Source organism: Streptomyces sp. CB02414 (assembly GCF_001905385.1).
In the GTDB taxonomy this organism is placed as follows: Bacteria; Actinomycetota; Actinomycetes; order Streptomycetales; family Streptomycetaceae; genus Streptomyces.
In genome coordinates, this window is record NZ_LIPF01000007.1 from 153,141 (window position 1) to 175,302 (window position 22,162).

22 protein-coding genes and 2 pseudogenes are annotated in these 22,162 nt (G+C 70.9%); 9 read left to right on the plus strand and 15 right to left on the minus strand.

Features of this window, described 5'->3' with window-relative positions; genetic code table 11:
* Nucleotides 1-5: 5 nt before the first annotated feature.
* The gene (locus AMK11_RS23065; RefSeq protein ID WP_073729933.1) at nt 6-944 is read left to right on the plus strand and encodes a sigma-70 family RNA polymerase sigma factor; all 939 of its coding nucleotides are present in this window, start codon (nt 6-8) and stop codon (nt 942-944) included.
* A gap of 276 nt (nt 945-1,220) precedes the next feature.
* Here AMK11_RS23065 and AMK11_RS23070 read toward each other — a convergent pair whose 3' ends face one another.
* Nucleotides 1,221-2,450 carry an outer membrane protein assembly factor BamB family protein gene (locus AMK11_RS23070; protein WP_073730312.1) on the minus strand — a complete coding sequence of 410 codons (1,230 nt, stop codon included), beginning with the start codon at nt 2,448-2,450 and terminating at the stop codon, nt 1,221-1,223.
* A gap of 259 nt (nt 2,451-2,709) precedes the next feature.
* Between AMK11_RS23070 and AMK11_RS23075 the strand changes: the two genes are divergently transcribed.
* Nucleotides 2,710-3,363 (plus strand): hypothetical protein, encoded by a 654-nt coding sequence (locus AMK11_RS23075; protein ID WP_073729934.1) that lies wholly within the window; start codon nt 2,710-2,712, stop codon nt 3,361-3,363.
* Nucleotides 3,364-4,702: 1,339 nt separating this feature from the next.
* Nucleotides 4,703-5,656, plus strand: coding sequence for an adenosine kinase (locus AMK11_RS23080; RefSeq protein WP_073730313.1), 954 nt, complete (start codon nt 4,703-4,705; stop codon nt 5,654-5,656).
* 553 nt (nt 5,657-6,209) lie between these two features.
* Here AMK11_RS23080 and AMK11_RS23085 read toward each other — a convergent pair.
* A complete protein-coding gene (locus AMK11_RS23085) occupies nt 6,210-6,644 on the minus strand; it encodes a DoxX family membrane protein (protein WP_073729935.1) in 435 nt (144 codons plus the stop codon).
* 83 nt (nt 6,645-6,727) lie between these two features.
* Here AMK11_RS23085 and AMK11_RS23090 point away from each other — a divergent pair, with 83 nt between their 5' ends.
* The gene (locus tag AMK11_RS23090; protein WP_073729936.1) at nt 6,728-7,405 is read left to right on the plus strand and encodes a helix-turn-helix transcriptional regulator; all 678 of its coding nucleotides are present in this window, start codon (nt 6,728-6,730) and stop codon (nt 7,403-7,405) included.
* 704 nt (nt 7,406-8,109) lie between these two features.
* Here the strand turns inward: AMK11_RS23090 and AMK11_RS23095 are convergent.
* Nucleotides 8,110-9,330 (minus strand): MFS transporter, encoded by a 1,221-nt coding sequence (locus AMK11_RS23095; RefSeq protein WP_073729937.1) that lies wholly within the window; start codon nt 9,328-9,330, stop codon nt 8,110-8,112.
* Nucleotides 9,331-9,396: 66 nt separating this feature from the next.
* Nucleotides 9,397-9,807 (minus strand): MerR family transcriptional regulator, encoded by a 411-nt coding sequence (locus AMK11_RS23100; protein WP_073729938.1) that lies wholly within the window; start codon nt 9,805-9,807, stop codon nt 9,397-9,399.
* 253 nt (nt 9,808-10,060) lie between these two features.
* Here AMK11_RS23100 and AMK11_RS38005 point away from each other — a divergent pair, with 253 nt between their 5' ends.
* Nucleotides 10,061-10,216 carry a hypothetical protein gene (locus AMK11_RS38005; protein ID WP_158070994.1) on the plus strand — a complete coding sequence of 52 codons (156 nt, stop codon included), beginning with the start codon at nt 10,061-10,063 and terminating at the stop codon, nt 10,214-10,216.
* A 37-nt stretch (nt 10,217-10,253) separates the two neighbouring features.
* On the opposite strand, the gene AMK11_RS23105 is transcribed toward AMK11_RS38005, so the two are convergent.
* On the minus strand, nt 10,254-10,415 hold the full coding sequence (locus AMK11_RS23105) for a hypothetical protein (protein WP_198941441.1): 162 nt from the start codon (nt 10,413-10,415) through the stop codon (nt 10,254-10,256).
* Nucleotides 10,416-10,731: 316 nt separating this feature from the next.
* Here AMK11_RS23105 and AMK11_RS23110 point away from each other — a divergent pair, with 316 nt between their 5' ends.
* Nucleotides 10,732-10,911, plus strand: a complete 180-nt coding sequence (locus tag AMK11_RS23110; protein ID WP_143194591.1) for a hypothetical protein — start codon at nt 10,732-10,734, stop codon at nt 10,909-10,911.
* Nucleotides 10,912-10,982: 71 nt separating this feature from the next.
* Here the strand turns inward: AMK11_RS23110 and AMK11_RS23115 are convergent, their stop codons facing one another.
* Nucleotides 10,983-11,753: an NAD(P)H-dependent oxidoreductase gene (locus AMK11_RS23115; RefSeq protein ID WP_073729941.1), complete on the minus strand. Its 771-nt coding sequence runs from the start codon at nt 11,751-11,753 to the stop codon at nt 10,983-10,985.
* A gap of 126 nt (nt 11,754-11,879) precedes the next feature.
* Here AMK11_RS23115 and AMK11_RS23120 point away from each other — a divergent pair, with 126 nt between their 5' ends.
* Entirely contained in the window at nt 11,880-12,179 is a 300-nt protein-coding gene (locus AMK11_RS23120) for a type II toxin -antitoxin system TacA 1-like antitoxin (RefSeq protein ID WP_241847047.1), read from the plus strand.
* On the plus strand, nt 12,176-12,562 hold the full coding sequence (locus AMK11_RS23125; RefSeq protein WP_073729942.1) for a fic family toxin-antitoxin system, toxin component: 387 nt from the start codon (nt 12,176-12,178) through the stop codon (nt 12,560-12,562). Before AMK11_RS23120 ends, AMK11_RS23125 begins: the two co-directional genes overlap by 4 nt.
* A gap of 49 nt (nt 12,563-12,611) precedes the next feature.
* Here AMK11_RS23125 and AMK11_RS23130 read toward each other — a convergent pair whose 3' ends face one another.
* The 3 genes from AMK11_RS23130 to AMK11_RS38995 form a co-directional block, all read right to left on the minus strand.
* Entirely contained in the window at nt 12,612-12,899 is a 288-nt protein-coding gene (locus AMK11_RS23130) for a DUF5302 domain-containing protein (RefSeq protein ID WP_198941442.1), read from the minus strand.
* Nucleotides 12,900-12,913: 14 nt separating this feature from the next.
* Nucleotides 12,914-14,542, minus strand: a complete 1,629-nt coding sequence (gene abc-f, locus AMK11_RS23135) for a ribosomal protection-like ABC-F family protein (RefSeq protein ID WP_073729943.1) — start codon at nt 14,540-14,542, stop codon at nt 12,914-12,916.
* 218 nt (nt 14,543-14,760) lie between these two features.
* Nucleotides 14,761-14,895, minus strand: a complete 135-nt coding sequence (locus tag AMK11_RS38995; protein WP_274535681.1) for a hypothetical protein — start codon at nt 14,893-14,895, stop codon at nt 14,761-14,763.
* Between the two features lie 670 nt (nt 14,896-15,565).
* Here AMK11_RS38995 and AMK11_RS23140 point away from each other — a divergent pair.
* Complete coding sequence (locus tag AMK11_RS23140) at nt 15,566-15,844, plus strand: hypothetical protein (protein ID WP_143194592.1); 279 nt, start codon at nt 15,566-15,568, stop codon at nt 15,842-15,844.
* 246 nt (nt 15,845-16,090) lie between these two features.
* Here the strand turns inward: AMK11_RS23140 and AMK11_RS23145 are convergent, their stop codons facing one another.
* From AMK11_RS23145 to AMK11_RS23160, 6 genes and pseudogenes are all read right to left on the minus strand, one after another.
* Entirely contained in the window at nt 16,091-16,372 is a 282-nt protein-coding gene (locus AMK11_RS23145) for a hypothetical protein (RefSeq protein WP_073729945.1), read from the minus strand.
* A 104-nt stretch (nt 16,373-16,476) separates the two neighbouring features.
* A complete protein-coding gene (locus AMK11_RS38620) occupies nt 16,477-16,665 on the minus strand; it encodes a hypothetical protein (protein ID WP_241847080.1) in 189 nt (62 codons plus the stop codon).
* 65 nt (nt 16,666-16,730) lie between these two features.
* Nucleotides 16,731-16,805, minus strand: a pseudogene (locus AMK11_RS38625) (hypothetical protein); the annotation flags it as partial.
* Between the two features lie 34 nt (nt 16,806-16,839).
* Nucleotides 16,840-16,974 (minus strand): annotated as a pseudogene (locus AMK11_RS39000) (3-hydroxyacyl-CoA dehydrogenase NAD-binding domain-containing protein); the annotation flags it as partial.
* Between the two features lie 152 nt (nt 16,975-17,126).
* Nucleotides 17,127-17,843, minus strand: coding sequence for a hypothetical protein (locus AMK11_RS23155; protein ID WP_073730316.1), 717 nt, complete (start codon nt 17,841-17,843; stop codon nt 17,127-17,129).
* Nucleotides 17,840-22,159: a protein kinase domain-containing protein gene (locus AMK11_RS23160; protein ID WP_073729947.1), complete on the minus strand. Its 4,320-nt coding sequence runs from the start codon at nt 22,157-22,159 to the stop codon at nt 17,840-17,842. The genes AMK11_RS23155 and AMK11_RS23160 overlap by 4 nt, the downstream gene beginning before the upstream one ends.
* Between the last annotated feature and the right edge of the window lie 3 nt (nt 22,160-22,162).

The window sequence follows — 22,162 nt, forward strand, 5'->3', positions numbered from 1 at the left end:
TCCGCATGGACAGCGCAGCCATCGATCAGTTCGAGGCCGGCCGGGGCCGGCTGGCCTCGCTCGCGTACCGTCTGCTCGGCTCGGCCGCCGACGCCGAGGACACGGTGCAGGACGCGTTCCTGCGCTGGCAAGGCGCAGACCGTGAACGTATCGAGGTTCCGGAGGCGTGGCTGACCAAGGTCGTCACCAACCTCTGCCTCGACCGGCTCCGCTCGGCGCAGGCGCGCCACGAGCGCGCTGCCGGAGACTGGCTGCCCGAACTGCTTCTCGAGGGCGACCCGATGCTCGGCCCCGCCGATACCTTCGAGCAGCGCGAATCGGTGTCCTTGGCAGTCCTGACCCTCATGGAGCGCCTCTCGCCGGTCGAGCGGGCCGCCTACGTCCTGCGCGAGGCCTTCTCGTACCCCCACGCCGAGATCGCCGAGATCCTCGACATCACCGAGTCCGCGAGCCAGCAGCACGTCCACCGGGCCCGACGGCGGGTCACCGCCGAGCGCCGCGGCGGCCACGAGGTGGACCCCGCGTCCGCGCGCCGGATCGTCGAGGAGTTCCTCGCCGCGGCCACGTCGGGGCGCACTGAACGGCTGGTCGCGATGCTCACCGCCGACGCGACCGCGGTCTCGGACGGTGCCGGACTGGCCAGGCGGCTGCTGCGGTACACGACGCGCGAGCGTATCGCCTCGTTCGTACGGGCCGGGTTCAAGGCCACTCCGGCGAAGCGGCGGCTGGCCGGCGGCTCCCCCACGATGCACTTCGCGCAGGTCAACGGCTCTCCGGCCGTCCTGGCCGTGGTCGGCGACCGGGTCGTGGGCGCCGTGGCCTTCGAGATCGGTGACGGCAAGATCGCGTCGCTGCGCGGCATCGCCGCCGCGGACCGGCTCTCGCGCCTCAATGAGGCCTGGCGGCACCACGAACCCGGTGTGCCGGTCATCAGCGCATGGTGACGGCGCGCCGGGAACCAGTGACCCGAGTCGAAGCGAGGGCAGTGCCCCATCTCGTGGACCCGGCGGAAACGGTGTTCCCGCCATGCGCTCTTCGGTTCCTCTGTACGCACACTGATGTACGCACAGAGCGGCGAACTACCCTCGACAGTCCCGACCGTGCCACCCACGAGGAACGGGACAGCATGATCCGCCGCCCTCTCATCCGGCGATCCCGCCCTGCCGGCGACCGGCGACCACGTGCCGTCGTCGACCGGGCGGACGTCGTCTGATGCGGCACTAGGCCGGCAAGGCGTGCAGGTTCTTGCCGTGCAGGGCGAAGACGTGCTTGCCGTCGGTGGCCACCAGCCACGCGTGATAGTCGCCGGACTCGTCATTGAACGTCCAGAGCAGGTCACCGCTCCTCGCGTCGACGGCGTGCACGCCGCCCCGCTTGTCGAGGCGGGTGGCGCCGTAGAGGGTGCCACCCGCCTTGACGAACTGCTGCGGCTCCTGGACCCCCGCGTCCGCCAGAGCCGTGCTCCGCCAGAGCTCCTTGCCGGTCTGCGGCTCGACGGCCCAGAGCGTCTTGCCGCCGTCCGCGACGTACAGCTCGTCCTCCAGGACGGCCGGTGCCTGGAAGGAACGGTACTTATCGGTCTCCAATGACCACTCCTCGTTGCCGTCGGAAAGGTTGAAGGCCTGGAGCTTCCGCCCCTGCGGGACGATCACCAGCTTCTGGTGGACGGCGAAGGAGCCCCAGTTCGTCCGCGTCGTCTTCCGCGTCCACACCTGGCGGCCCGTGGCGGTGTCGCGGACCGTGAGGTTCTTCTTGTAGTCCGTGTAGACGAGGTAGCGGCCCTGTACGGCGGCGCGCACCCCGTTCTGCTGAGTGCCGAGGTCCCGCTGCTCCTTCCACGCCACCTTGCCCGTGGTGCCGTTCAGGGCGGCGATCACGTTGGTGTGGGACGAGCCGTCGTCCTCCAGGATCTCGGCGATGACGTAGACCTGCTCCCGGTCCACCGCGACCGGCCTCGGCTGCCGGTACTCCGTTCCCAGGCGGCTGCGCCAGGTCTCCTTGCCCGTGGCCGGGTCGTACCCGGCCACGCTTCCGTCGTACTTGCCGCTGGCCAGGTAAAGGGTGCCGTTGCCGAGCAGGAGCGGCGCGCCGGGTATGGCGGCGTCCGCCAGCGACCACCGCTCCTCGCCGGTCTCCGCGTCGAGGGCGGCGAGTGGCTCGCCCGTCGCGATGACCACGCCGTCCGCGGCCACGAGTTCGTCATTGTCCCCGTACGTCTGCGCCGAGGTCGACTCCGTCCACAGTGCCTTGGGCCCCGCCCCGTCCTCGGCGGCCCCCGTGGACGGGGCGCGGCTTGCCCGGTCTGCGGAGTCCCCTCCGTCGGCCGTCTCCTCCTCACGGCAGCCGGCGGCTCCCGCCCCCAACGCCGCCAGCGCGAGGCCGCCCCCGGCCAGCCGCAGCAGCAGCCGCCGGTCGGGCATCTCGTCCGCCGAGCGGTGATTGCATGACATGTCGTTGTCCCCCGTGAGCCGTGTGAACAGTGGGAAGCGCAGCCCGCGATCGGTGCCGCGACCGGGCACGTTAACCGCTGTCGGGCGGCCACGGCGGCGGCACTACCCGATGGGGACAGTGTCGTGAACCGATCGATACGTTGATCGCGTCGTACATGAGAACTACAGGGGGACGGACAGACATGCCCATGTATCGCGGTGGCGGCATCAGCCCCTGCAAGCTGGTGCTCCTGGGACTGCCACTGTTCTTGGGGGCGTCGTGGTGCCCGCCGCCATGCTGCCGTCGGCGCTGGCGGACGAACGGGCCTACACCGAGGCCGCGCCGTGCCCGAGGCGAGCGACGGCTGCTGCGGACGCCGACTGTCTGCTGTCCCGGCAGGCGTCTGTGGCCGCCAAACACGTCACCGGCAGCGGCGACAACAAGAAGTACTTCCTCGTCATCGGTTTCCCGGACGGCACGCAGGAGCGGGCACGGCTGAGGAAGGACAGCCATGGGAAGGTCGAGTCGGGCGAGCCGGTCACCGTCGTCTCCTGGCGCGACGAGATCCGCGAGATCACCACGCCCGACGACGAGCGGCTGACCACCTGGGCGTATCCGGTCGGCTCGTACGTGCCCCTGCTGTTCGTGGCCGTGATCGGAACGCCGTCGGGCGCCTCGATCCTGTGGATGGCCTACTGGTCGAGGCGGCTGCGGCGTGCCGGGCGCAGCCTCGTCTCCACCGGCCGGTGGCACACCTCGGTCCCGTTCTTGACGGCCACGCTGTACGGCTTGTCGGCCATGATCACGATCGCGGTCTCCCCGAGCTTCACGGCGGCGGTCATCGCCGCGGGCGCGGTGGCCGTCGCCGCCGTCCCGCTCTCCGCCCTGGCCTGGCGCGGTCGGCGGAGCACGGCCGAGGCGAAGGCGGCCTAGCTGCTGACCGCGACCGGGGTCGCTGTTCCGGTGACGGAAACGGTGATTCCCGCGCGGGTGTCGGACGACGTTCCGTACAGCCGTGTCGACTGCGACCACCTGGTCCTCACCCCCGGCGGCCTGGCGGTCACACCCGATGCGCGGGGTGTGAGCTGGCGCCTTCCCCTGCCGGGTCCCTGGCCTTCGTCCGCCTGCACCGCGCGGAGTCGGTCGGCCGTGCCCGCGTCCGGGGTGTCTCGCGACCGCTGCTGGTGGAGTGCCGCGACGGCGGCCGCAAAGTGCTGATCACGGCGGACCGCGAGCATGTGCCGTGCACCGGCTCTGAAATTACTTGCAGAATATCCCTGCAAGTAATTGCGGAACGTCGGACACGGTCGTTAAGGTCCCTGGTGCTGAACGGATCTGGCGGGCCTTCGGCTGGAGTGCCGAGTGACTCGGGGAGTGTCGTGGCGGTGCACGCAGCCGTTGTCGAGCCCGGCGTGCGATGCGACGGCGGCGGCTTCACGCCGCAGGCGGGGGACGCCGGGTCGTCGCCTTCCTCGGGCCGACGGTGGAAGGGCTCTACGGGCGGCGGCGGCATTGCCTGTCCTCGCGGCAGGCTCCCGGCAGCCGGAGCGTTGCCGTCCTGCTGGGCGGGGAACGCCACAAGACGATGCCGACCGTCGCCCGGGCCAAGCCTGCTGGAGCCTCTAGGGCATCAGGAGGTGGCCTTGTGCGGCCAGTGGGCGCAACTGTACGACGTCGGCGCGGACCGCCTGCCCGCCACGGCGGCCCTGGACCGCGCCACCGACCGGTCCCCCGGCGAGTGCATCACCGGGAGGCTTGGCGGCCGGCGCTCGCGGTGGTCACCGCGGGGGTTGACGGGGAGCCCCTCGTCACGGCCGGCTTCGGCACACGTGTGCGGCACGGCCGGCGGCTCGTGGAGGGCCCCGAACCGCTGTGGGAGCGGCCGGTGGAGAAGGTACTCATCCGCAGCCGGCACCTCGACGACGACAGCCTGGCCGCGCCGGCGGTTCACGTATGCGGGTACCTGATCGCCGTCATGCACTCGGGAGGGCGCAGTCGGGCTACTGTCCGCGGACTGGCCACCGCCGCCCGACTACTCGGCATCGCCCTCGCCGGCACCGTCACCATGGGCAACGCCCGTCCCTGGTTGCCGCGGCCGGTGGACGAGACCGCGCCGGCCAACGAACACGCCGACTTCGCGGCCGTCTTCGCACGTACCGCCTGGAGGCCGGCGCTCTCCCTGCCCCCGCACCGCACGCCTCCTACGCCCGCACATCCGTACGTCCGCCTCCCCGGTCGTTTCACGATCGGCCGACACAGCCAAGGAACCCCTATGAACCGCAGCATCGACGTCCTCGTCCTGGGCGGTGCCGGCGTGGACACCGTCGTCCACGTGCCCGAGCTGCCCCTCCCGTTCGCCGACAGCTACATGATCCGCCCCGGGATCGTGACCCGCGCGGGGCAGAGCGGCGACTTCTTCGCCGTCGGCACGCACGCCCTGGGCCTGCGCACGCACCACCTCGACATGATCGGCGACGACCACGAGGGCAACCTCGTACGCGCCCTCCACCGGGACCGGGGCATCCCCTTCACCGAAGTCCGGCAGCCCGGCGGCACCAAGCGCGCGGTCAACCTCGTCGGCCCCGACGGGCGGCGTCTGTCGCTGTACGACGACAGCCGGGCGGGCGAGACCGACCGGCTGCCCGACGACGTGGTGCGCGACCTGGCCGGTGCGAGCCGGCACGCCCATGTCGTCATCACCCACCCGTGCGCGTACGCGCTGCCCGCACTGCGCGCCGCCGGTCTCACCGTCTCGACCGACCTGCACGACTGGGACGGCGTCAACCCCTACCACGAGTCCTTCGCCCACGAGGCGGACCTCGTCTTCCTCTCCACCACGGCACTGTCCGACCCGGAGCGGACCATGCGCGGGATCGTCGAGCGGGGCAGGGCCCGGGTGGTCATCGCGACCGCTGGCAGCGAGGGCGCGTACCTGCTGACCGAAGACGTTCTGACACACATCCCCGCGGTCGCCCCTCCCGGGCCCGTGGTGGACTCCAACGGCGCCGGCGACGCGTTCGCCGCCGGGTTCCTGTACGGCTGGCTGGGCGGGGAACCACCCGCCCGCTGCGGCCTCTACGGGGCGGTGGCCGGGGCGCACGCCTGCACCGTTGCCTCCACGCGGACCGAGGCCATCGGCCTCGACGACCTCATCGGCCGCGCCGCCGCGCTGGACGGCGCCTCCGCCGCCGTCCGCGACGGCGCGGTGGCGGGAGACCGCGCCTGACCGCCCCCGGGCGCACCAGAGGACCCGGGACGGTCGGTCTGCCTGGCCGAAGCGGGGCCGGACCACGGACCCGGTGGCGGGAGTGGCCGCCGACGCTCCTCGACGCCCACGCGCTGCCCCGCGTCCATGTGTGGGAGCGCCGCACCGCCGTCCACCGGGTCCGGGCCCGCGTCCTCGGCGGCTCGTGTTACGTCCAACGGCGGTCGGCACACCTGGGGCAGCGCGGCCGACCACGACGATCCCGGGTACGGCCACCGGTTCCTTCTCGGCGAGGCGCGCGGGGCCGGTGAGGCGATGGCCGGGCGGGCCGTCTGGAGGGACGATCTGTCGCGACAGCCGTTGGCGGGGCGTCTTCGGCAAGCGGCGGGGCCGGGGCCAGTTCAAGCACGTGCGCTCCGGCCTCATTGTGGGCTACTCGATCTACGCCGGGACGAGGTCCGGCCTCACGGAGAGCCCTCGAATCCGCTGTCGCCCGCCCTTGCCAGGGAGAGTGGTACCGCGGAATGGCCGTCTCCCTGGCCCCGCGGGTGGATTCAATGCGCTCCGCACCTGTTCACCGCTGCCGCTTCGTGTCGTAGCGCTGGGCGACCCGTGCGAGCGCGACGGCGCCGAGGAGCAGTCCGAAGTCGCGCAGTGCGACGTCGTAGTAGCCCGGAATGGTCAGCAGGTTGACGATAATGCCCGCGAGCCAGCCGGCGACCAGCCAGCCCCCGAAGCGAGGGGCCAGCGCCACGGCGATGCCGGCCACGATCTCGATCGCGCCGACAGCGTACATGGCAGCCTGGGCGCTGCCGGGAACGATGTCGTCGATCCACGGCGCGAGGTAGGTGGGCCAGTCCACGAGCAGGTTGGTGAACTTGTCCAGCCCGAACAGGATCGGTGCCACCGTGAAGCCGATGCGCAGGATCATGAACGCCTGGTAGCCAGGGTCGCTGAGAACCGCCCGCCGTGGCGTGGCGGAGGTCGTGCTTGTGGTTGCGGAGGACATGACCCTCTCCTTCTATCGGCAACTCTCATTACCTATAGAAGCTCTGCTCCGTTCTTTAGTCAATGGCTGTGGGTTTTACACTGGTGTTCGTGGACACCCCGAAGGAAGTACGCGACCCCGACGTTTCCGCCGTCGCCGCACTCGACGAGCCCACCCGCAGGAGGCTCTACGAGCATGTGGCGCGGCAGACGAGTCCCGTCAGCCGCGACGAGGCGGCCGCTGCTCTCGGGCTGGCCCGGAAGACCGCCGCGTTCCACCTGGACCGGCTGGCCGACGAATCGCTGCTCGACGTCATTTACGAGCGCCGCAGCGGACGCTCCGGACCAGGCGCAGGCAGGCCGGCCAAGCTCTACCGCCGCTCGGCGAAGCAAGTCGCCGTCCATTTGCCGGACCGCCGCTATGAGCTCGCCGGACGGCTGCTCGCCCAAGCCGTGGAGGAATCCGACGCGACCGGTGAGCCGGTGCGCGACGCGTTGCACCGCAAGGCGGTAGAACTTGGCACGCGACTGGGCGAACAGAACAAGACGAACGTCGTCGACCTGCTGGAACGGTACGGCTTTGAGCCACGCCACGAGGACGATGTCATCGTTCTGGCCAACTGCCCCTTCCACGCACTGGCCCAGGAGCACACCCAGACGGTGTGCGGCATGAACCTCCACTTGCTGCGCGGCGTCCTCAGTGGCCTGGGCGAGGCGGGACTCGAGGCATGCCTGGCGCCCAGCCCCGGGCGATGCTGCGTCCTACTGCAGCCGGCCGCCTGACCGGTGCGGAGCCCGCCGGTACGGGGCGACGTCAACGAACGAGACCACTCGGCACGCTGCTGTGACGTACACACAGTGGGTTCGGGGTTGTCGTCCGCGGCGAGGAAGTACCTGGGTCGCACTCGGCGGCCACCATTGACGCGGGCAGATACGGCGGTTCCGCCCGGGCACCGGACCTGCCACCTCACCAAGGCACGGCCGGCCAGGCCGTGATCGAAGCGACTCCTTCGGCCCCAGGGCGTATTCTCGTCGATCAGCCGGAAACAGGTCACCGGCCGGTCTCCCTCACGACGAAAAACCGTGGCCTTGCGGAGGATCTCCTCTTCTCCTCGCGCAATTGCTTGACCACGCGACGCAGTCCGGACCGGAGTGAGGAGGAGTCCATTGTGCCGAGAACCCGCCGCGCATAACCGCAGACCTGCGCGGGGACTAGGGCCTGTTCGATAGGTCACACCGTGCAGTCAGACGCGGGCATCCGCCCTGGTAGGCCGGCGATGTTGGCCACGGCGGGGCCCGACCACTGACCGGGCACCGGCCGTTCGGCGTCAGGGGGGCGGGACTGGGACTGGGCACCTCGTCGACTCGACAGACCTTTTATACCAGTTGGCCATCTTCGTCCGGAGCGGTGACGACTTGTTCGTGGCCGTCCTCGTCGGCAGCGCGCCGGGCCGTGCTCCCGTCCGCGACCACGTGGATCCTCATGGTCAGTCTGCCGCGGGACCGAGCGATGGCGTGGCCGGTCGGCTCGTCGGGCGGCGGAGCCCCTTCTTTCGTGCCGGGGGAGACAAGAGGAAAGCGCACGCCATCAGCGCGGCTGCGGTCAAAGGAACGTAGGCGACGCCGACAGTCCCTACTACGGCTCCGCCCGTAGCGGCGGCGATGCCTGTGCCGAGGTAGAGCCCGGAGATGTTCAGCGACACCGCGGTCATCCCTGCAGAAGGACCGGCGGCAGTCAGGATGCTGCCCTGCACCGGCGGGGTAAGGGCCCAGGCGAAGAACGCCCAACAAGCGATCACCGCAGCCAGAACGTAACGGTCGCCGATGCCGCTGAAGACGAGCCCGGCGGCCAGAGCGAGGGCGATGGCGTGGCCGGCAAGGACCCGCCGTAGGCTTCGCTGCGGGCCCCAGGCATCCGCGGCCCGCCCCGAGAGCAAGGCTCCAGCGAGGCCGGCGGCACCGACGAGGAACAGCACGAATGACAGCAGGCCGTAGGAGCCCCCCGCAGCCTCGGACGTGTACGGCCCGAGGTAGGTGTAGAACATCAGGCCGCCGCTTGCCGCCAGGAATGTCACCACCACCAGGCGGAGGACAGCACGGTTGCGCAGTGGTGCCAGGCGTTCCCGCAGGGGAGCCGGGGCGTCACCGGGGACGGGCGGTGCGGTGGCCAACAGGCCCGCAGCTGCGACTGCGCCGACCGCGGCGATCGTCCAGAACGTCGCGCGCCAGCCGAAGGCCCCGCCTAGCCACGAACCCAACGGCACTCCGCTGAACAGCGCGGTGGTCATCCCGGCCGTCACGACTCCCAGGTACCGCCCTTGCGCTCCGTCGGGGGCGCTGGCGGCGGCCGTGGCGAACGCCGCCGAGGCCACCGCCGCCGCACAGAGGGCAGCCGCCACACGCGCGCCCATCAGGAACCAGTAGCCGGGGGCGAGTGCTGCTGCTGCGTTGGCCAGGACGAACAGCAAGAGACCGACGACCAGCATCGTCCGCTTCGCGAAGCGTTCGCAGACCACGGACAAAGTGGGTGCGCCGACGGCGTAGACCACGGCGAACACGGTCACCAACTGTCCGGCGGCGGCAACGCTCACCTCCAGGTCGTCGGCGACAGCGGGCAGCACGCCGGCGATCACGAATTCGTCAGTGGCCGTGGCCAGCAGGGTCAGGAACAAGATGTACAGCCAGCCCGGCAGGGCAGCTCTTTTCATCGGTCTACTACCTCCGTGGAACGCGGTACGTCCGTCGCACGCTAGGTAGTGACACCGGTGTCAAGGTCAAGCGCCGGAGCGCAGCAGCTGCGCGAAGCCCTCTGTGTCCGCCGCTTCGGACCGCGAGTGGGCGATGCGCTCCACGAGTTCGCTCCGGTGGCGCTGAAGTTCTGCCGCCTTGGCCTCCACGATGGCCAGGCGCTGCTCGTACATGGCGAGGACTTCGTCGGGGCTGTCGTCGCAGGCCAAAAATTCCTCTGTCTTCATGTCCAGGCAGGGCGCCACCACGCGGATGTCCTCTGCCGTGAGCCCGGCGCCAAGCAGCTCCCGAACGTTCAGGACCCGGTTGACCGCTCGCGCGTCGTACTCCCGCCAGCCCTTGCTCGTCCGTGTCGCTTCCAGCAGGCCCTGCTGTTCGTAATAGCGAATCGAGCGGCGGCTTGCGCCAGTGCGCTCGGACAACTCCCCGATCTGCATGATCCGTCCTCCTAACGTCAGGCCCACGGTACGTGTGTCCTCAGCCCGGCAGGCGGCCGTTCGCATGCGCTCGGGCGCCATGCTCAGAGCTCACGCAGGTCAAAGAGTCATGAAGGGCGAGTGCTCGACGAGCAGCAGTCTGCGAAAGCAGGCGCGCAGGCGTGACAGAGTTCGACGGCGTGGAGACGTTGATGCGGGCATAGCTCCCCCCGGCGACAAGGTGTCGGAGTGCAGCGGCACTGGCGAGTGGGGCGTGTATCCCGACGACAAGGCAGCGAAGCAGTTGCCGATCAGCGTCTGTGATGGCAACCCGTGGGAATTCGGCGGCTCGAAGGCGCATCCGAAGATGCGGCGCAGCGTGGGCAATCCTGACCATGGCAACTTCCAAACCCTCAGCCGCGAGGAGTAAAAACCGCCCGGCGCCTTCGGCCTGGCATACACCCGACTCACCCGTACTGCACCAGGAGGGGTCGACAAGTAGCGATCTCGAAGAGCGAGGTCTTCTCGGCGGTGTTCATAACCGTGTCCGTTGCCCCGTGTCCGTTGAGGACGAGCTGCATGACCGGCGACCCAGCCGTGGCCTGCTCGTCGGCGAGCTGCTCGCTCATCCGCTGCCGCACCCGCACGGCCACGGCGAGACCGCTCTGCCGCTCACGTCCAGCACGAGCACGCCGAACTTGGCACACGCCAGACCCTTGACCTGCAACTTCACGACGCACAACCCTCAAAAGGGGAGCCGACGAAGGCGCACGAGACTCTCCATGGTTGCTCTACCTGGACAGTTGCAGGTTCACAGGCCAAGCTCTCTGCGCCAGGTCCTGTCTCCTCGATCCCGAGTGATTCTCACGAATGGGATGCGCCGTATGCCGCCACTTCGGCGCCTTCCAGGGCGCTGATGAGGTGGTCGCCAGCTCTCGCGCGTCGGTGAGTGCAGCGGCTCTCCAGGAGACCAGCCTGGTGGTGGGGGCGGCTCTGGGTGTGGCCGGGTTCGGTGGCGTCTTCGCCGCCACCGGTTCGGTCGTGATGACGTCCGTCATCACAGCGATCACCGTCCACGTCGTCGGCTGGACCTGCCGCTGCAGTCGCGGCCTCCTCCCGGCGTGAACCGGCCGGCCTCGGTCGATCGTGAGCCCCCGTCAGCCTGCTGGCGTAAACCCCGCTTTCGTCGTGCGTCTTTACCGCTCGTGAACCCCCAGGCCCTCGCGGCCCGGCGCGAGGTCGGGTTTCAGGACGAGGTCGTCGTCGTACTCACCGCCTGCCTCGGGCCGGTAGGGCAGCGGTACCTCGTCGGGCAGCGCGCGCAGCCGCTCCCGCAGGGCGGTGGACGTGCGGGCGTAGTCCGTCGCGTCGTGCCGGTCCGCGCCGTACGCCACGAACGGCTTGAGCGGCGCCATTCCCGTGTACCAGAACGTGCCGTGCAGCAGCGGGAACAGAACCTCTTCCACGTTCCCATGGATCCCGCGCGGCCCGAATCCGGACGGCCGGGCCCCCACTGACGTGACGGCCAGGGCCCGCTTGCCGGCCAGACCGCCGTCCCCGTACCGGCGGGTGTGCCCGCCCGGTGCCTTCACGCCGAACCCGAGGCCCTGGACCAGGACCCGGTCGAACCAGCCCTTGAGAATGGCCGGAGGCCCGAACCACCACAGGGGGAACTGCAGGACCAGCACGTCCGCCCAGAGCAGCTTCTCGATCTCGGCGCGGATGTCGGCGCTCAACTCGCCTGCCGTGTACGCGCGTTCCTGCTCAGCACCGACGAACAGCCGTTCACCGTCGGGCGGCCTGCCGCCGAAGTCGTCGGCGTCGAGGACTGCCTTCCACTTCATCGCGTACAGGTCGGACACCTGGTACGCGTGCCCGAGCTCGTCCAGGGCGGCGAGCGCGTCGGACATCAGGGAACCGTTGAGGGAGCGCTGCTCGGGGTGAGCGAGGACCCAGAGGATGTTCATGTGCCCAAGCATGTGCTTGCGTCCCCGCGGAGTGTCAGTGGCTGGATGGCCACTGAGTGAAAGAATCTGGCCACCGGGCGGACAAGGGGACACGGCGCGTGTGGTATCGGCGGTACCATCGGTACCATGTCGCATCCCAAGGCCATGAACCTCCGCTTCCCCGACCCTGCCCAGCGGGCCGCGATCGAGGCCGCCGCACGGCAGGAAGGCGTCAGCCTGCAGGAATACATCCTCTCGGCCGCCTACGCCCGGGCCACGGCCGTGGAAGAGCGCTTCCTCGACGCCTTCAGGGCCTCGATGTCCCGCAGCGGCGACGCGTTCGCCCAGGAGGCCGGCACGGCCGGTCACCCTGCGGAGCAGCGCTCCGCGGAGCTGGAGGCACGGCGCGATCTCGAGGAGCGGCAGGAGCGGGGACACGCCGCGTGAGCCAGAACGGTCCGCTCCACCCTCTTGATGTGGGCTTCCTCCCGCATGCGGCCGAGTTGCTGCCCGGTGATCCCCAAGTGGACGACTACGGGCCGCTCTACGCGGCGGTCGCCCGGGTCAACGCCCGGGCCATGGAACGCGACATCTACGGGTCGGTGTATCTGAAGGCGGCCGCACTCCTTCAGACTCTGGCGAGGCTGCCGTGTCTGGAGCACTCCAACGAGGCCTTCGCCTGGCACACCACGGATGCCTACCTGGCCCTCAACGGGCGCCCGCTCGACTACCCGCCGAAGGAAGCGGTCGCCCTGGTGCGGGACGCCGCCACCGGTGCACTGGGCGTCGGTCTGATCGGCCGTCGACTGCGCGCCTGGAACGGCTCCTGAGCGACCACAGGTCGACCAGGGGCCGTCCCCTGCGTGCGGCGGGCCGCGGTCAGCCGGACTTGCGGCGGAAGGTGCGGTTCTGGCCCTTGGGCCCGCTGAAGCCCTTGAGCTTGAGGCGGCCGTCCTCGTGGGCCTGGCGGGAGCGGCTGACGGCTGCCTTGCGTTCCAGGGCCTCCTGGAACCTCCGCTTGGCATCCGTCTCGGCCGGAGGGGTCTTCTTCTCGTTCGCGGGCGCGCCGTTCTCCGGCTTCTCGGTCTCAGGCATCTCGTTCTCAGGCATCTCGTTCTCGGGCATCTCGTCCTCCGGCTGGGTGTGCGACGTGGGTGTGTCGGTCATGTGTCGGCTCCTGGTCAGTTGGTCAGGGACGGGACGGTGTCACGCGGTGGGAGGGCGAGGTGGTCGCCCTGCCACCGGGCGCGCAGGCGGCGGTCGTGGGAGACCAGGACGAGGGCGCCGGGGTAGTCGGCCAGGGCCTGTTCCAGGTCCTCGACGAGCGCTGGGGAGAGGTGGTTGGTGGGCTCGTCCAGCAGCAGGACCTCGCTGGGACGGCTCAGCAGGCGGGCCAGGGCCAGCCGCCGGCGCTGGCCGGTGGAGAGTTCGGTGACGCGGGCCGTGAGGCGTTCGGGGGTGAAGAGGCCGAGCGCGAGCAGGCGTTCGGTGTGCTCCTCGGGGTGGCCGGGCAGCCCCCGGGCGTAGGCGTGGAGCAGCGTCTCACCGGGGCGGCCGGGGGCGGGCTCCTGGGGGAGGTGGCCGGTGCGGCACCGGCGGGTGACGCGGCCGGCGTCGGGGGCGAGCCTCCCGGCCAGGACGCTCAGCAGGGTGCTCTTGCCGGTGCCGTTGCTCCCGGTGATCAGGAGGCGGCCCCCTGCCCGGACGGTGAGGTCGGTGGGGGCGAGGCGGCCGGTGACGGCGACGCCGGTGGCGTCCAGGACCGTGCCGGTGAGCGGGCCCGAACGCAGGGCCGGCGTGAAGCGGAGCGGCTCGGGCGGTCGGGGCACGGGGGCGGCGAGCAGGCGGCGCAGGCGTTCCTCGGCGTTGCGTACCCTGCCGGCCAGGGACTGCTGGACGCGGCCGGCGGCGCGGTCGTACGCCATTTTGTTGCCGTCGGTCATGGCCCGGCCGGGGGCTACGCGGCGGGCCGTGGTGGCGGCGGCTTCGCGCTGGGCGGCCACTTCCGCTTCCCAGCGGGCGTGTTCCTGTGCCCAGCGCTGCCGGGCGGCTGCCTTCTCGGCGAGGTAGCCGGTGTAGCCGTTGCCGTAGCGGGTGACGGTGCGGCGGTCGGCGTCGACCTCCAGCAGGGTGGTGGTGACGCGGTCGAGGAAGGTGCGGTCGTGGGAGACGGCGACGGTGGTGCCGCGCCGGGTGCGCAGGTGGTCCTCGAGCCAGGTCAGCGCGTCGGCGTCGAGGTGGTTGGTGGGCTCGTCCAGCAGCAGGACCTCGGGAGAGGCGGCGAGGAGTGCGGCCAGGCGCAGGCGGACCTGCTCGCCGCCGGAGAGGCTGCCGAGAGCACGGTCGCGCGGCAGGTGGACCAGGCCGAGGCCGTGCAGCGCGCGTTCGACCCGGGCGTCGGCCTCGTAGCCGCCGCGCAGTTCGAAGGCGGTCAACAGGCCGCCGTACTCGGCGAGGAGCCGGTCGTCGCCGGCTCCGTCGGTCATGGCGGCCTCGAGGTCGCGCATGCGGCGCTCCATGGCGCGCAGGTCGCTCAGGGCGTCGTCGACGGCCTGCTGAACGGTGTGGTGCGCGGGGAGCCGGCCGTCCTGCGGGAGGTGGCCGACGCCGCCGTCCGCCTGGACGGTGACCTCGCCGGCGTCCGGCTGCTCAGTCCGGGCGAACAGGCGCAGCAGGGTTGACTTGCCCGAGCCGTTCTCTCCGATGATGCCGGTGCGCTCACCCGTGGTGAGGGCGCAGGTGACGGAGTCGAGGACGAGACGGCCGTTGTACGACTTCGTGACGGCGCGGGCGCTGATCTGTGTGGGCATGGGGGTGCTCCGAGGCGTTCGTGCGAAGGGCGGCCCGGGCGGGCCGCGGGGTCGGGTGAGCGCCCCGGAAGAGCATGTCCACTCCTTGCTGCGACTACAGCTACGCCAAGGATGCTTTCTTGTTGCGGCGGTGTGAGCAAGCGAATTTCCGGCGCGGGGCCGTGGGCCGGCCGCTGGTGCGCCGCCCGCCAGGCGCGACCGTTCTTCGTGTTCTCCGATCAGGCGACCGTCGGGGACTCCTGATCGACGCGGTCGGCGTTCGCGGGCGGGCCGGCCGGCTCCTGGGGTGCGGGGGTCCCCTTGCCGATGACCGGGATCCTGCCCAGCATCACGAGGGCGATGGCCCTGGTCACCACGGTGCACCCGGCACTGACCCAGGCAGCGGTGTGGAAGCCCGATGCGAAGGCGTCCCGGGCGACGGCAAGCAGTTCCCCGCCGAGCCCACCGGGCAGTTCCTCGGCGGCCGCGGTCGCACCACCGATGGTGTCGCGCGGCCCTGGCCGACTCCGCGGGCAGCGCTCGTGGCCGCGCCCGCCTCCATCGGCGCGGTGTTTACGGCGAGGTTGGGCCGGAGCGCACCCTGGGAGAGATCGAGGCCGCACACCTCACCCTCGTACACAGGGATCCGCGCCCCACCACACCCGTACCCCAGCGGCCTGCGGACGTCTCACCGCTGGCCGTGCACGAGGTACCGAACTCGCGCGAGACAACACGGTGGGGTCTTCCCCCAGCGGGTAGAAGAAGTCAGCGCTGGAATTGCCCGCACGTCCAGGCCCCTGGCGCTCATGTCTCCTGCCCGTGCTCACCTTCGTCGGGGGAACCATGCGCAATATGACCGTACTTGCCCTGCTCAGCGCGTTACTGGCAGGCCCGCCCGTCCTCTTGCACGTCGCGTCCGCAGTCGATCGACAAGCTGCGGAGCCGGTTCGAATCACTGAGACCTCACGCGCCGCTGGGGCGGGGGTGGTCGCTCTCCCCGCTCGCGTTTCCGGCGGTTCGAGTTCTTCGGGCAGGGCGGGCAGCATGAGCAGTGCGGGCGGCATGGGTGTGATGGGCATGACGAGCGGCATGAGCAGCGCGGGCAGCACGGGTATGACCAGCGGCATGACGACTGGCATGGCAGGCGGCACGAGCAGCGTGGGCGGCACGGTTTCCACCGGCGGCACCGATGGCATACAGGTGTCCTGGAAGGCCGTGTGGTGGGTTGTGCCCGTCATACTGGGGGGCGCTCTCGTGCTGTTCGCCGTCTTCTTCGTGAAGGAAATCCATGGCCTGCGACGCGGGCGGCGCAAGAACCAGTGAATGCCTTTCCTGTTGGCCAAGCGGGCGCGTTGATCGTTTAGTGAGCCTGAAAAGGCCCGCCACGGTCACCGCTGTACGTGCGTCAGCAGGTCTCGGTGTTCCCCCACGGCCACACCACCAGGCCGGCCTCTCCCCTGCTTCTGTCCGTTGTTCATACGGCACACATGTGCAGAGTGCGACAGTCGACAGGCCGGCCCTGACCATAACCGCTCACCTCGCCGATATCACGCCCGGCTTCCTCGCGCCTCACCCGCCGCCGCAGAGCGCGGCCACCGACCGGGGGCGAATGACGGCCCGATGGGGACCGTGCAGCACCTCCAGACTACGGCCCAGCTTCTGGGTCAGCAGCATGGAGGCGCTGCCACACGTCTCGTCCTCACCCTTGCCGATCCGGGGCGCCCACAACCGAGCGCGCACGCGGCTGGCTGCTTCGCCCTCCCAGGCCCATACCTGGGTGAAGTCTTGGCTGTCCGGCAAGCCGGTCAGGGCGTCGATCTCGCCGCGTCGGCCATCCGGTAGTGGTGCCATGGCTTCGACCAAGCCGCCGGCGCGGTCCGCCAGACCGTGCCGTCGATGTCCCTACGGCACGGCACCGGCCCCGGGCCTGTCCCTCGGCGGCCATCGCGACCGTGTCAGGCGCTCTCTGCCGTACGGTCGGTGGCGCCGAGGGCACGCATGAGGGCGATCTGCCAGCGGTCGCGTTCGGCGGCAAGTTCGTTGACGCTCGCGCCGAAGTCCTGCGCCTGTGCGGTGGGTAGTTCGACGGTGTGTGCGTCGAAGGAGACGTGTTCCCCGGCCATCTGCTCCCAGGGCTGTTCCATGCGCCTCCGAGGTGGCTGACGAAGTGCGCGAGGCCATCCTGCCCGCCGCCGAGGTGGAAGGTGCGGAACGGCGGCGCCACGGCCCAGCGCAGCCCGGTGGAAGAGGTGACGATCTTGTCGAGTTCCTGGACAGTGCCCACACCCTGGGCGACCAGGTGTACGCAGGTGAGGCGGGTTGACGGGATGACCGACGACCAGGCGCTCCGGCTGCCGCAGCGCCCGGGCGATGCCGGTGGCCGGGATGCCGGAGGTGGACGTCGCGAACAACGCGTGGGCGGGGGCCGACTGTTCGGGATGCCTCCCGAACATCGTCAGGGAGCAGTGACCGAGAACCGCTTACGAGCAGGGCGAAACGCTGGAGACTGAGCTGACGGTGCGTTATTTCTGGCACAAGACAGAGGAGCCGACGTCGGGGCGCCGCTCGGTGCGGGTGCCTAAGGCCGGGAGGGTGTACCGCCGTGTCAGCGCGGCACTTCTACCTCGATGCCGCCGAGCTTGTAGTTCCAGCGCGGGTCGGACCGGGAGCCGCTCTTCCCGGCGCCCTTCAGGTTCTTCACAAAGGTTCTGCGCTGGGCCGGGGTCGCCGAGCGCCAACGCAGTTCGAGGACCGGGTGCACCGGCGGGACGAGTTCGCGCATGGGCTGGTCGAGCCTGGCGAGACTCGCCTCGTAGTCGAACGGCCGGTAGACCAGGTCGAGATCGATCGACGGTGCCGTGCCGCCCGCCTCGTGGTGACAGGAACCCAGCCAGTTGGCAAGGTAGTCCAGCCCGATCCGTACGTGGAGAGAGATCTGGTCCTGCCACTTTCCGAGGTAGGGCGCGTTCACCGCCTCCGCGGTCACCTCTTCCGGCATCACGATCAGACCGCGGACGGAGGTGCCCGGCAGGGCGATGTGGATGCGCGGCCACTTTCCGCCGGCCTCGATCCGGAAGGAGGGGAAGTAGCCAGCCATGCCCATCCCTGTCCGCAGTTGGGCCCAGCTCATCGCGTCGGACGGGAGCCGCTCCGGCGAGTAGGGCCCGCTGGTGCGGTGCCCGAGGTCGCCCTCCCGCATCATGAACACGGCCTCGAACGCATCACCGCGCAAGGCCATGCTCACTGGGAAGTACGCCCCGACCTCCGACATGAACGCCTTGCCGGTGATCAGGGCACCGATGCTGGACCGGTCCGCAATCATGGCCGTCTCCTCCATCCCCTCCGTGTCGGCCTGGGCGGTACCGGCCCGGGCAGACTGTCCAGTTCGGTCTGGACGGCGAGGGTGTCCGGGTGGTGCTCGCCCAGACGCAGCCGCCGTTTCGCCAGCACTTCGCGCAGGGCCTGCGCCGCGTCACTGTGCCGTCCGAGCCGGCGGTGCACACGGGCCAGCCCCACCCGGGCCTCCAGGGTCTGGAGGTCATCGGGGCCGCGGCGCCTCACGAGCTGGGGCAGCAGCATGTCGTACATCCGCTCGGCCTCGTCCAGTTCGCCCTTGTCGGTGAGCAGGGACGCGAGTGCCGCGATCGCCTCCAGGGTGGCCGGATGGTCCGGTCCCAGGTCCCGTTCGCGTTCCGCGGTCACCGCCCGGACCAGGGCCAGGGCTTCCGTCTGCCGGCGCAGATCGATCAGCACCGAGGCCCAGCCGAGCATCGCGCGCTGGGTCTCGACGTGCCCGGCGTCCCACAGGTGGGAGCGCACGTCGACGACGAGCTGCCAGGTCCGCTCGGCCGCTACCGGGTCGCCCTCGCTGTGCAGGAGGGGGGCGGCCTCGGCGAGCGTGACGAGGTCGTCCTGGAGCTGGTGGGCGAAGTGGTTGGCCCAGAAGGACTCGGACCGGTTGAGTTCTTCCTGCGGTCTGAGCAGCAGCGTGAGCGCCTCGGCTGTGCCCGGTGTCCTGTCGGGCTCCCGGCTCGCCAAGTCCTCGGCCACGGAGTGCATGTAGAGGCGGTAGCCCGTGTCGTCGCGGGAGGGGACCTTGTCCAGTTCGGCGGCGAGTTCCAGGGTGCGGGTGACGGCGCGCTGCTGCCGCTCGCCGATGCGGGCCATCGTCTCGATGAGCGCCGGGCGGCTGTCGTCGCGGGACGGGAGCTCGACAGCGACCTCGGCCCGCAGTTCCTCGATCACGGGCTCGGACTCCGCGCGCAGCACCCCGGTCGCCGAGCCGAAGTCGTACTCCCAGTCCAGGGCCCAGGTCAGCAGGCGACCGCATTCGTCGCCGGCCAGGAGCAGGGCGCCGTCGGGGGCCAGCGCGACATCGGTGACCGCGTCCGAGAAGCCGGTGAAGGTCCGCAGTACCTCGCCGCTCGTCAGGTCCCACAGTCGTGCCTGGCGGTCCTCGCCGCCTGACGCCGCGAGCCGGAAGTCCGGCGTGACGGCGAGACTGCGCACGGCGGCGGTGTGTCCGGTGAGCACATGGAGGCAGCGGGCGGCGGCGACGTCCCACAGCCGGACGGTGCCGTCTGCGGAGCAGGACAGCAGGTGCCGGCCGTCCGCGCCGGGCAGGACGTCGATCACGGCATCGGTGTGTCCGGTGAGCACCGTCTCACACTGTCCGTCGGCGGTCCGCCAGAGGCGTACGGTCGCGTCGGAGCCGCCGGTGACGACGTAGCGGCCGTCCTCACTCAGCCGTGCGGCGCCGATCCACTCCTCGTGCCCGCCCAGCACCCACCGCAGCTCGCCTGTGCGCAGGTCATAGATCTTCACGGTGACGTCCTGGCCGCGGGAGAGGCCGTAACGATGGTCGGCGCTGACGGCCACGTCCAGCACGGCTCCGGAGTGGGCCTCCCAGCGTCCGAGGGACCGGCCGGTGGGGATGTCCCAGGCGGCCACGACGCCGTCGGCGGTCCCGGAGAGGGCCACGTGGCCGTCCTCGCTGACCGCGACGTAGTACACGAGGTCGCGGGGGCTGGTGAACAGCTGGACGAGGCGCCTGTCGCGGGGCTGCCAGGCGACGACCCGGCCGTCCTCGCCCCCGGACACCGCGAGTCGGCCGTCGGCGGTCATCGCCAGGGCACTGAGGAGACCGGTGTGCAGGCTGAGCGTGTGCAGCAACTGCCCGGTCTCCACGTCGAACACCCAGGCTTCGGAGTTCTGTGCGCGGGCGAGCGCGGTGGGGCTGCGCCCGCTGAGTTCCAGGGCCCACGACCGGTCGTCGTCGGGGGCGATCCGGCCCGCGGACCAGGCGTCGACGAGTGCGGTACGGCGGCCGAGTGCGCCGAGTCGGCGCCACAGGCGTACGGGCTCGGTGTGGCGCCGGTGGCCGGGCAGTGCGCGGGCGGCGCGGATCAGTTCGGCCGCCTCCTCCAGCCGTCCGGCTGCGCCGTGCGTGGCAGCGTGGTCCAGCAGTTCGGCTGCTCGGGCGGCAGCGGCGGTGACATCCCTCGCCTGGTGGGGGCGGACGTAGCTCCAGGGGGCCGGTGGTCCGGCGGGCGGCAAGTGCCATGCGCGCACAGTCTTGCCTTCGGCGGTGAGGGCGCGGTGCCCGGTCGCGCTCAGCGCGACCTTACGGGTGTCGGGTGTGGCCTGCAGGGAGAGGCGGCAGCGGCCCGTGGTGAGGTCCCACACCCGTGAGGGCTCGGCGCGTCCGCCGCTGGAGAAGCCAACCGTGCCGTCCGTGTTCAGGGCTGTCCGGCCGTATCCGGTCTTGAGTACCCGTGGGGCGTCATCGGAGCCGAGGTCGGCCAGTCGGGTGTGGATGCTTCCGCCGGTGACCGCGACGAGTCGGCCGTCGTCGGTGAACCGCACGCTCAGGCAGGCGTGGTCGAACCGGCGGACCAGTGCGCCCGTGCGGACATCGTGCACCGAGCTCGTCCGGCGTTTGTGGTCGACGGCGCAGCACAGGGTGCCGCGGGCGCCCAGGAAGTCGGCCTTGCTCTCGAACTGCCGGACCTGCACGGATTCGCCGGTCTCCAGATCCCAGGTGACGACCTCTCCCTCGTACCCGCTGGTGACCGCGTGCCGCTGATCCTGCGTCAGCTCGACCGCGAGCACCCAGCTGGGGTGGCCGGGGAGTTCCAACCCGGTGGCGGCCTCGAGGTCGAGCACCAGGGCGCGCCCGATACCGCCGCCGACGACCAAGACGCGTCCGTCGTCGCGGACCGCGAGTGCCGAGGCGCGGTAGTTCTCCAGCCGCAGTTCCTGGCGGCACTCCCCCGTGGCCAGGTCCCAGATCCGCAGCCCGCCAGTACCGTCCGCCGAGATTCCGGTCGTGCCGTCCGGGGTCAGGGCGAGGGCGGTGATCCAGTCGTCGTGTTCCCCGGGCAGCACGGACTGGGCGGGGGCGGGCGAATCCCGCACCGAGGCGAGGGCGGCGGCGATCTGCTGGTCGTGGGGCATCCGTGCGGACGCGTCCCGCAGCAGTTCGGCCGCGGCAGGCGCGTCGCCCCGCTCACGGTGCACCAACGCGAGCAGGTAGGTGCCGTCGTCGGGGTCGGCGAACCGCACGGATTCCAGCTCGTCCACCAGTTCCGCGTCGGTGATCACACCCGTTCGCCAGCGGTGCAGTCCGCGGTTGTAGCGGGCGTGCGGGTGGTGGGGATCCGCCCGCAGGGCGCGGGTCCACAGCTCCTCGGCGCTGTCGCGGCGGCCGAGGTCCAGCATGGACAGCGCGTGGTTGGAGAGGCTGTCGGCGAGCAGGGTGGCCGCGGACGGGGCATGGCGGGGATAGGGGCCGATCTCGCGCCGGTGCACCTCGACCAGCCGCTCGGCGAGCGGGCCGAGCCCGGTCGGGCGTGCGGCGGGGTCCTTCGCGAAGCACTCGCGCAGTAAGTCCAGCATCTCGACCGGCACCCGCTGGATCACGCCCGGCGTCTGGGACCGCGTGTACTCCTCGAAGGCGTCGCCTGCGGTGGTCCCGTCCCGCACCGGCGGCCTGCCCAGGAGCATCTCGAACACGGTGACCGCCCAGGACCAGACGTCCGTGGCCGGGGTGAGCCCGGACGGTGACCGTGCCTGCTCGGGCGAGCAGTAGGCGGGGTCCAGGCCGCCCCGGCTGACGAACGGCTCCGCGTCCCCGGCCGTGCGGGCCCGTGCCAGACCGAAGTCGGTGACCTTGACCGTGCCGTCCCGGGTCAGCATCACGTTGGCGGGCTTGACGTCCTGGTGCACGACGTCGTTCTCGTGCGCGTGGTCCAGGCCCCAGGCGGACTGGATCGCGACGTCCAGCAGCGTCGCGAGGGGATCGTCGCCGTACAGGGTCCGGTTACGGACGGCTTCCGCGAGGCTGCCTCCGTCGGCCCACTCGGCGAAGACCCTGGGCACGTCCTCCAGGGTGCGCACGTAGGCGCAGTTGGCGATGTGCGGGTGCAGGCCCAGCCCCACCCACACCTCCGCCTCCCGCTCGAAGTCCCCGATTCCGTCCGGCGAGCGGACGACGGCCGGGCGCGGGGTCTTCACCGCCAGGTCGATGTCCCAGCCCCGGTGGTGGACCCGGTGCACGAGTCCGAGGCCGCCGGTGCGCACCACATCCAGGACCTCGTACAGGTCCAGGATGACGTCGCCGCGGCGCCAGGTGGCCATCGG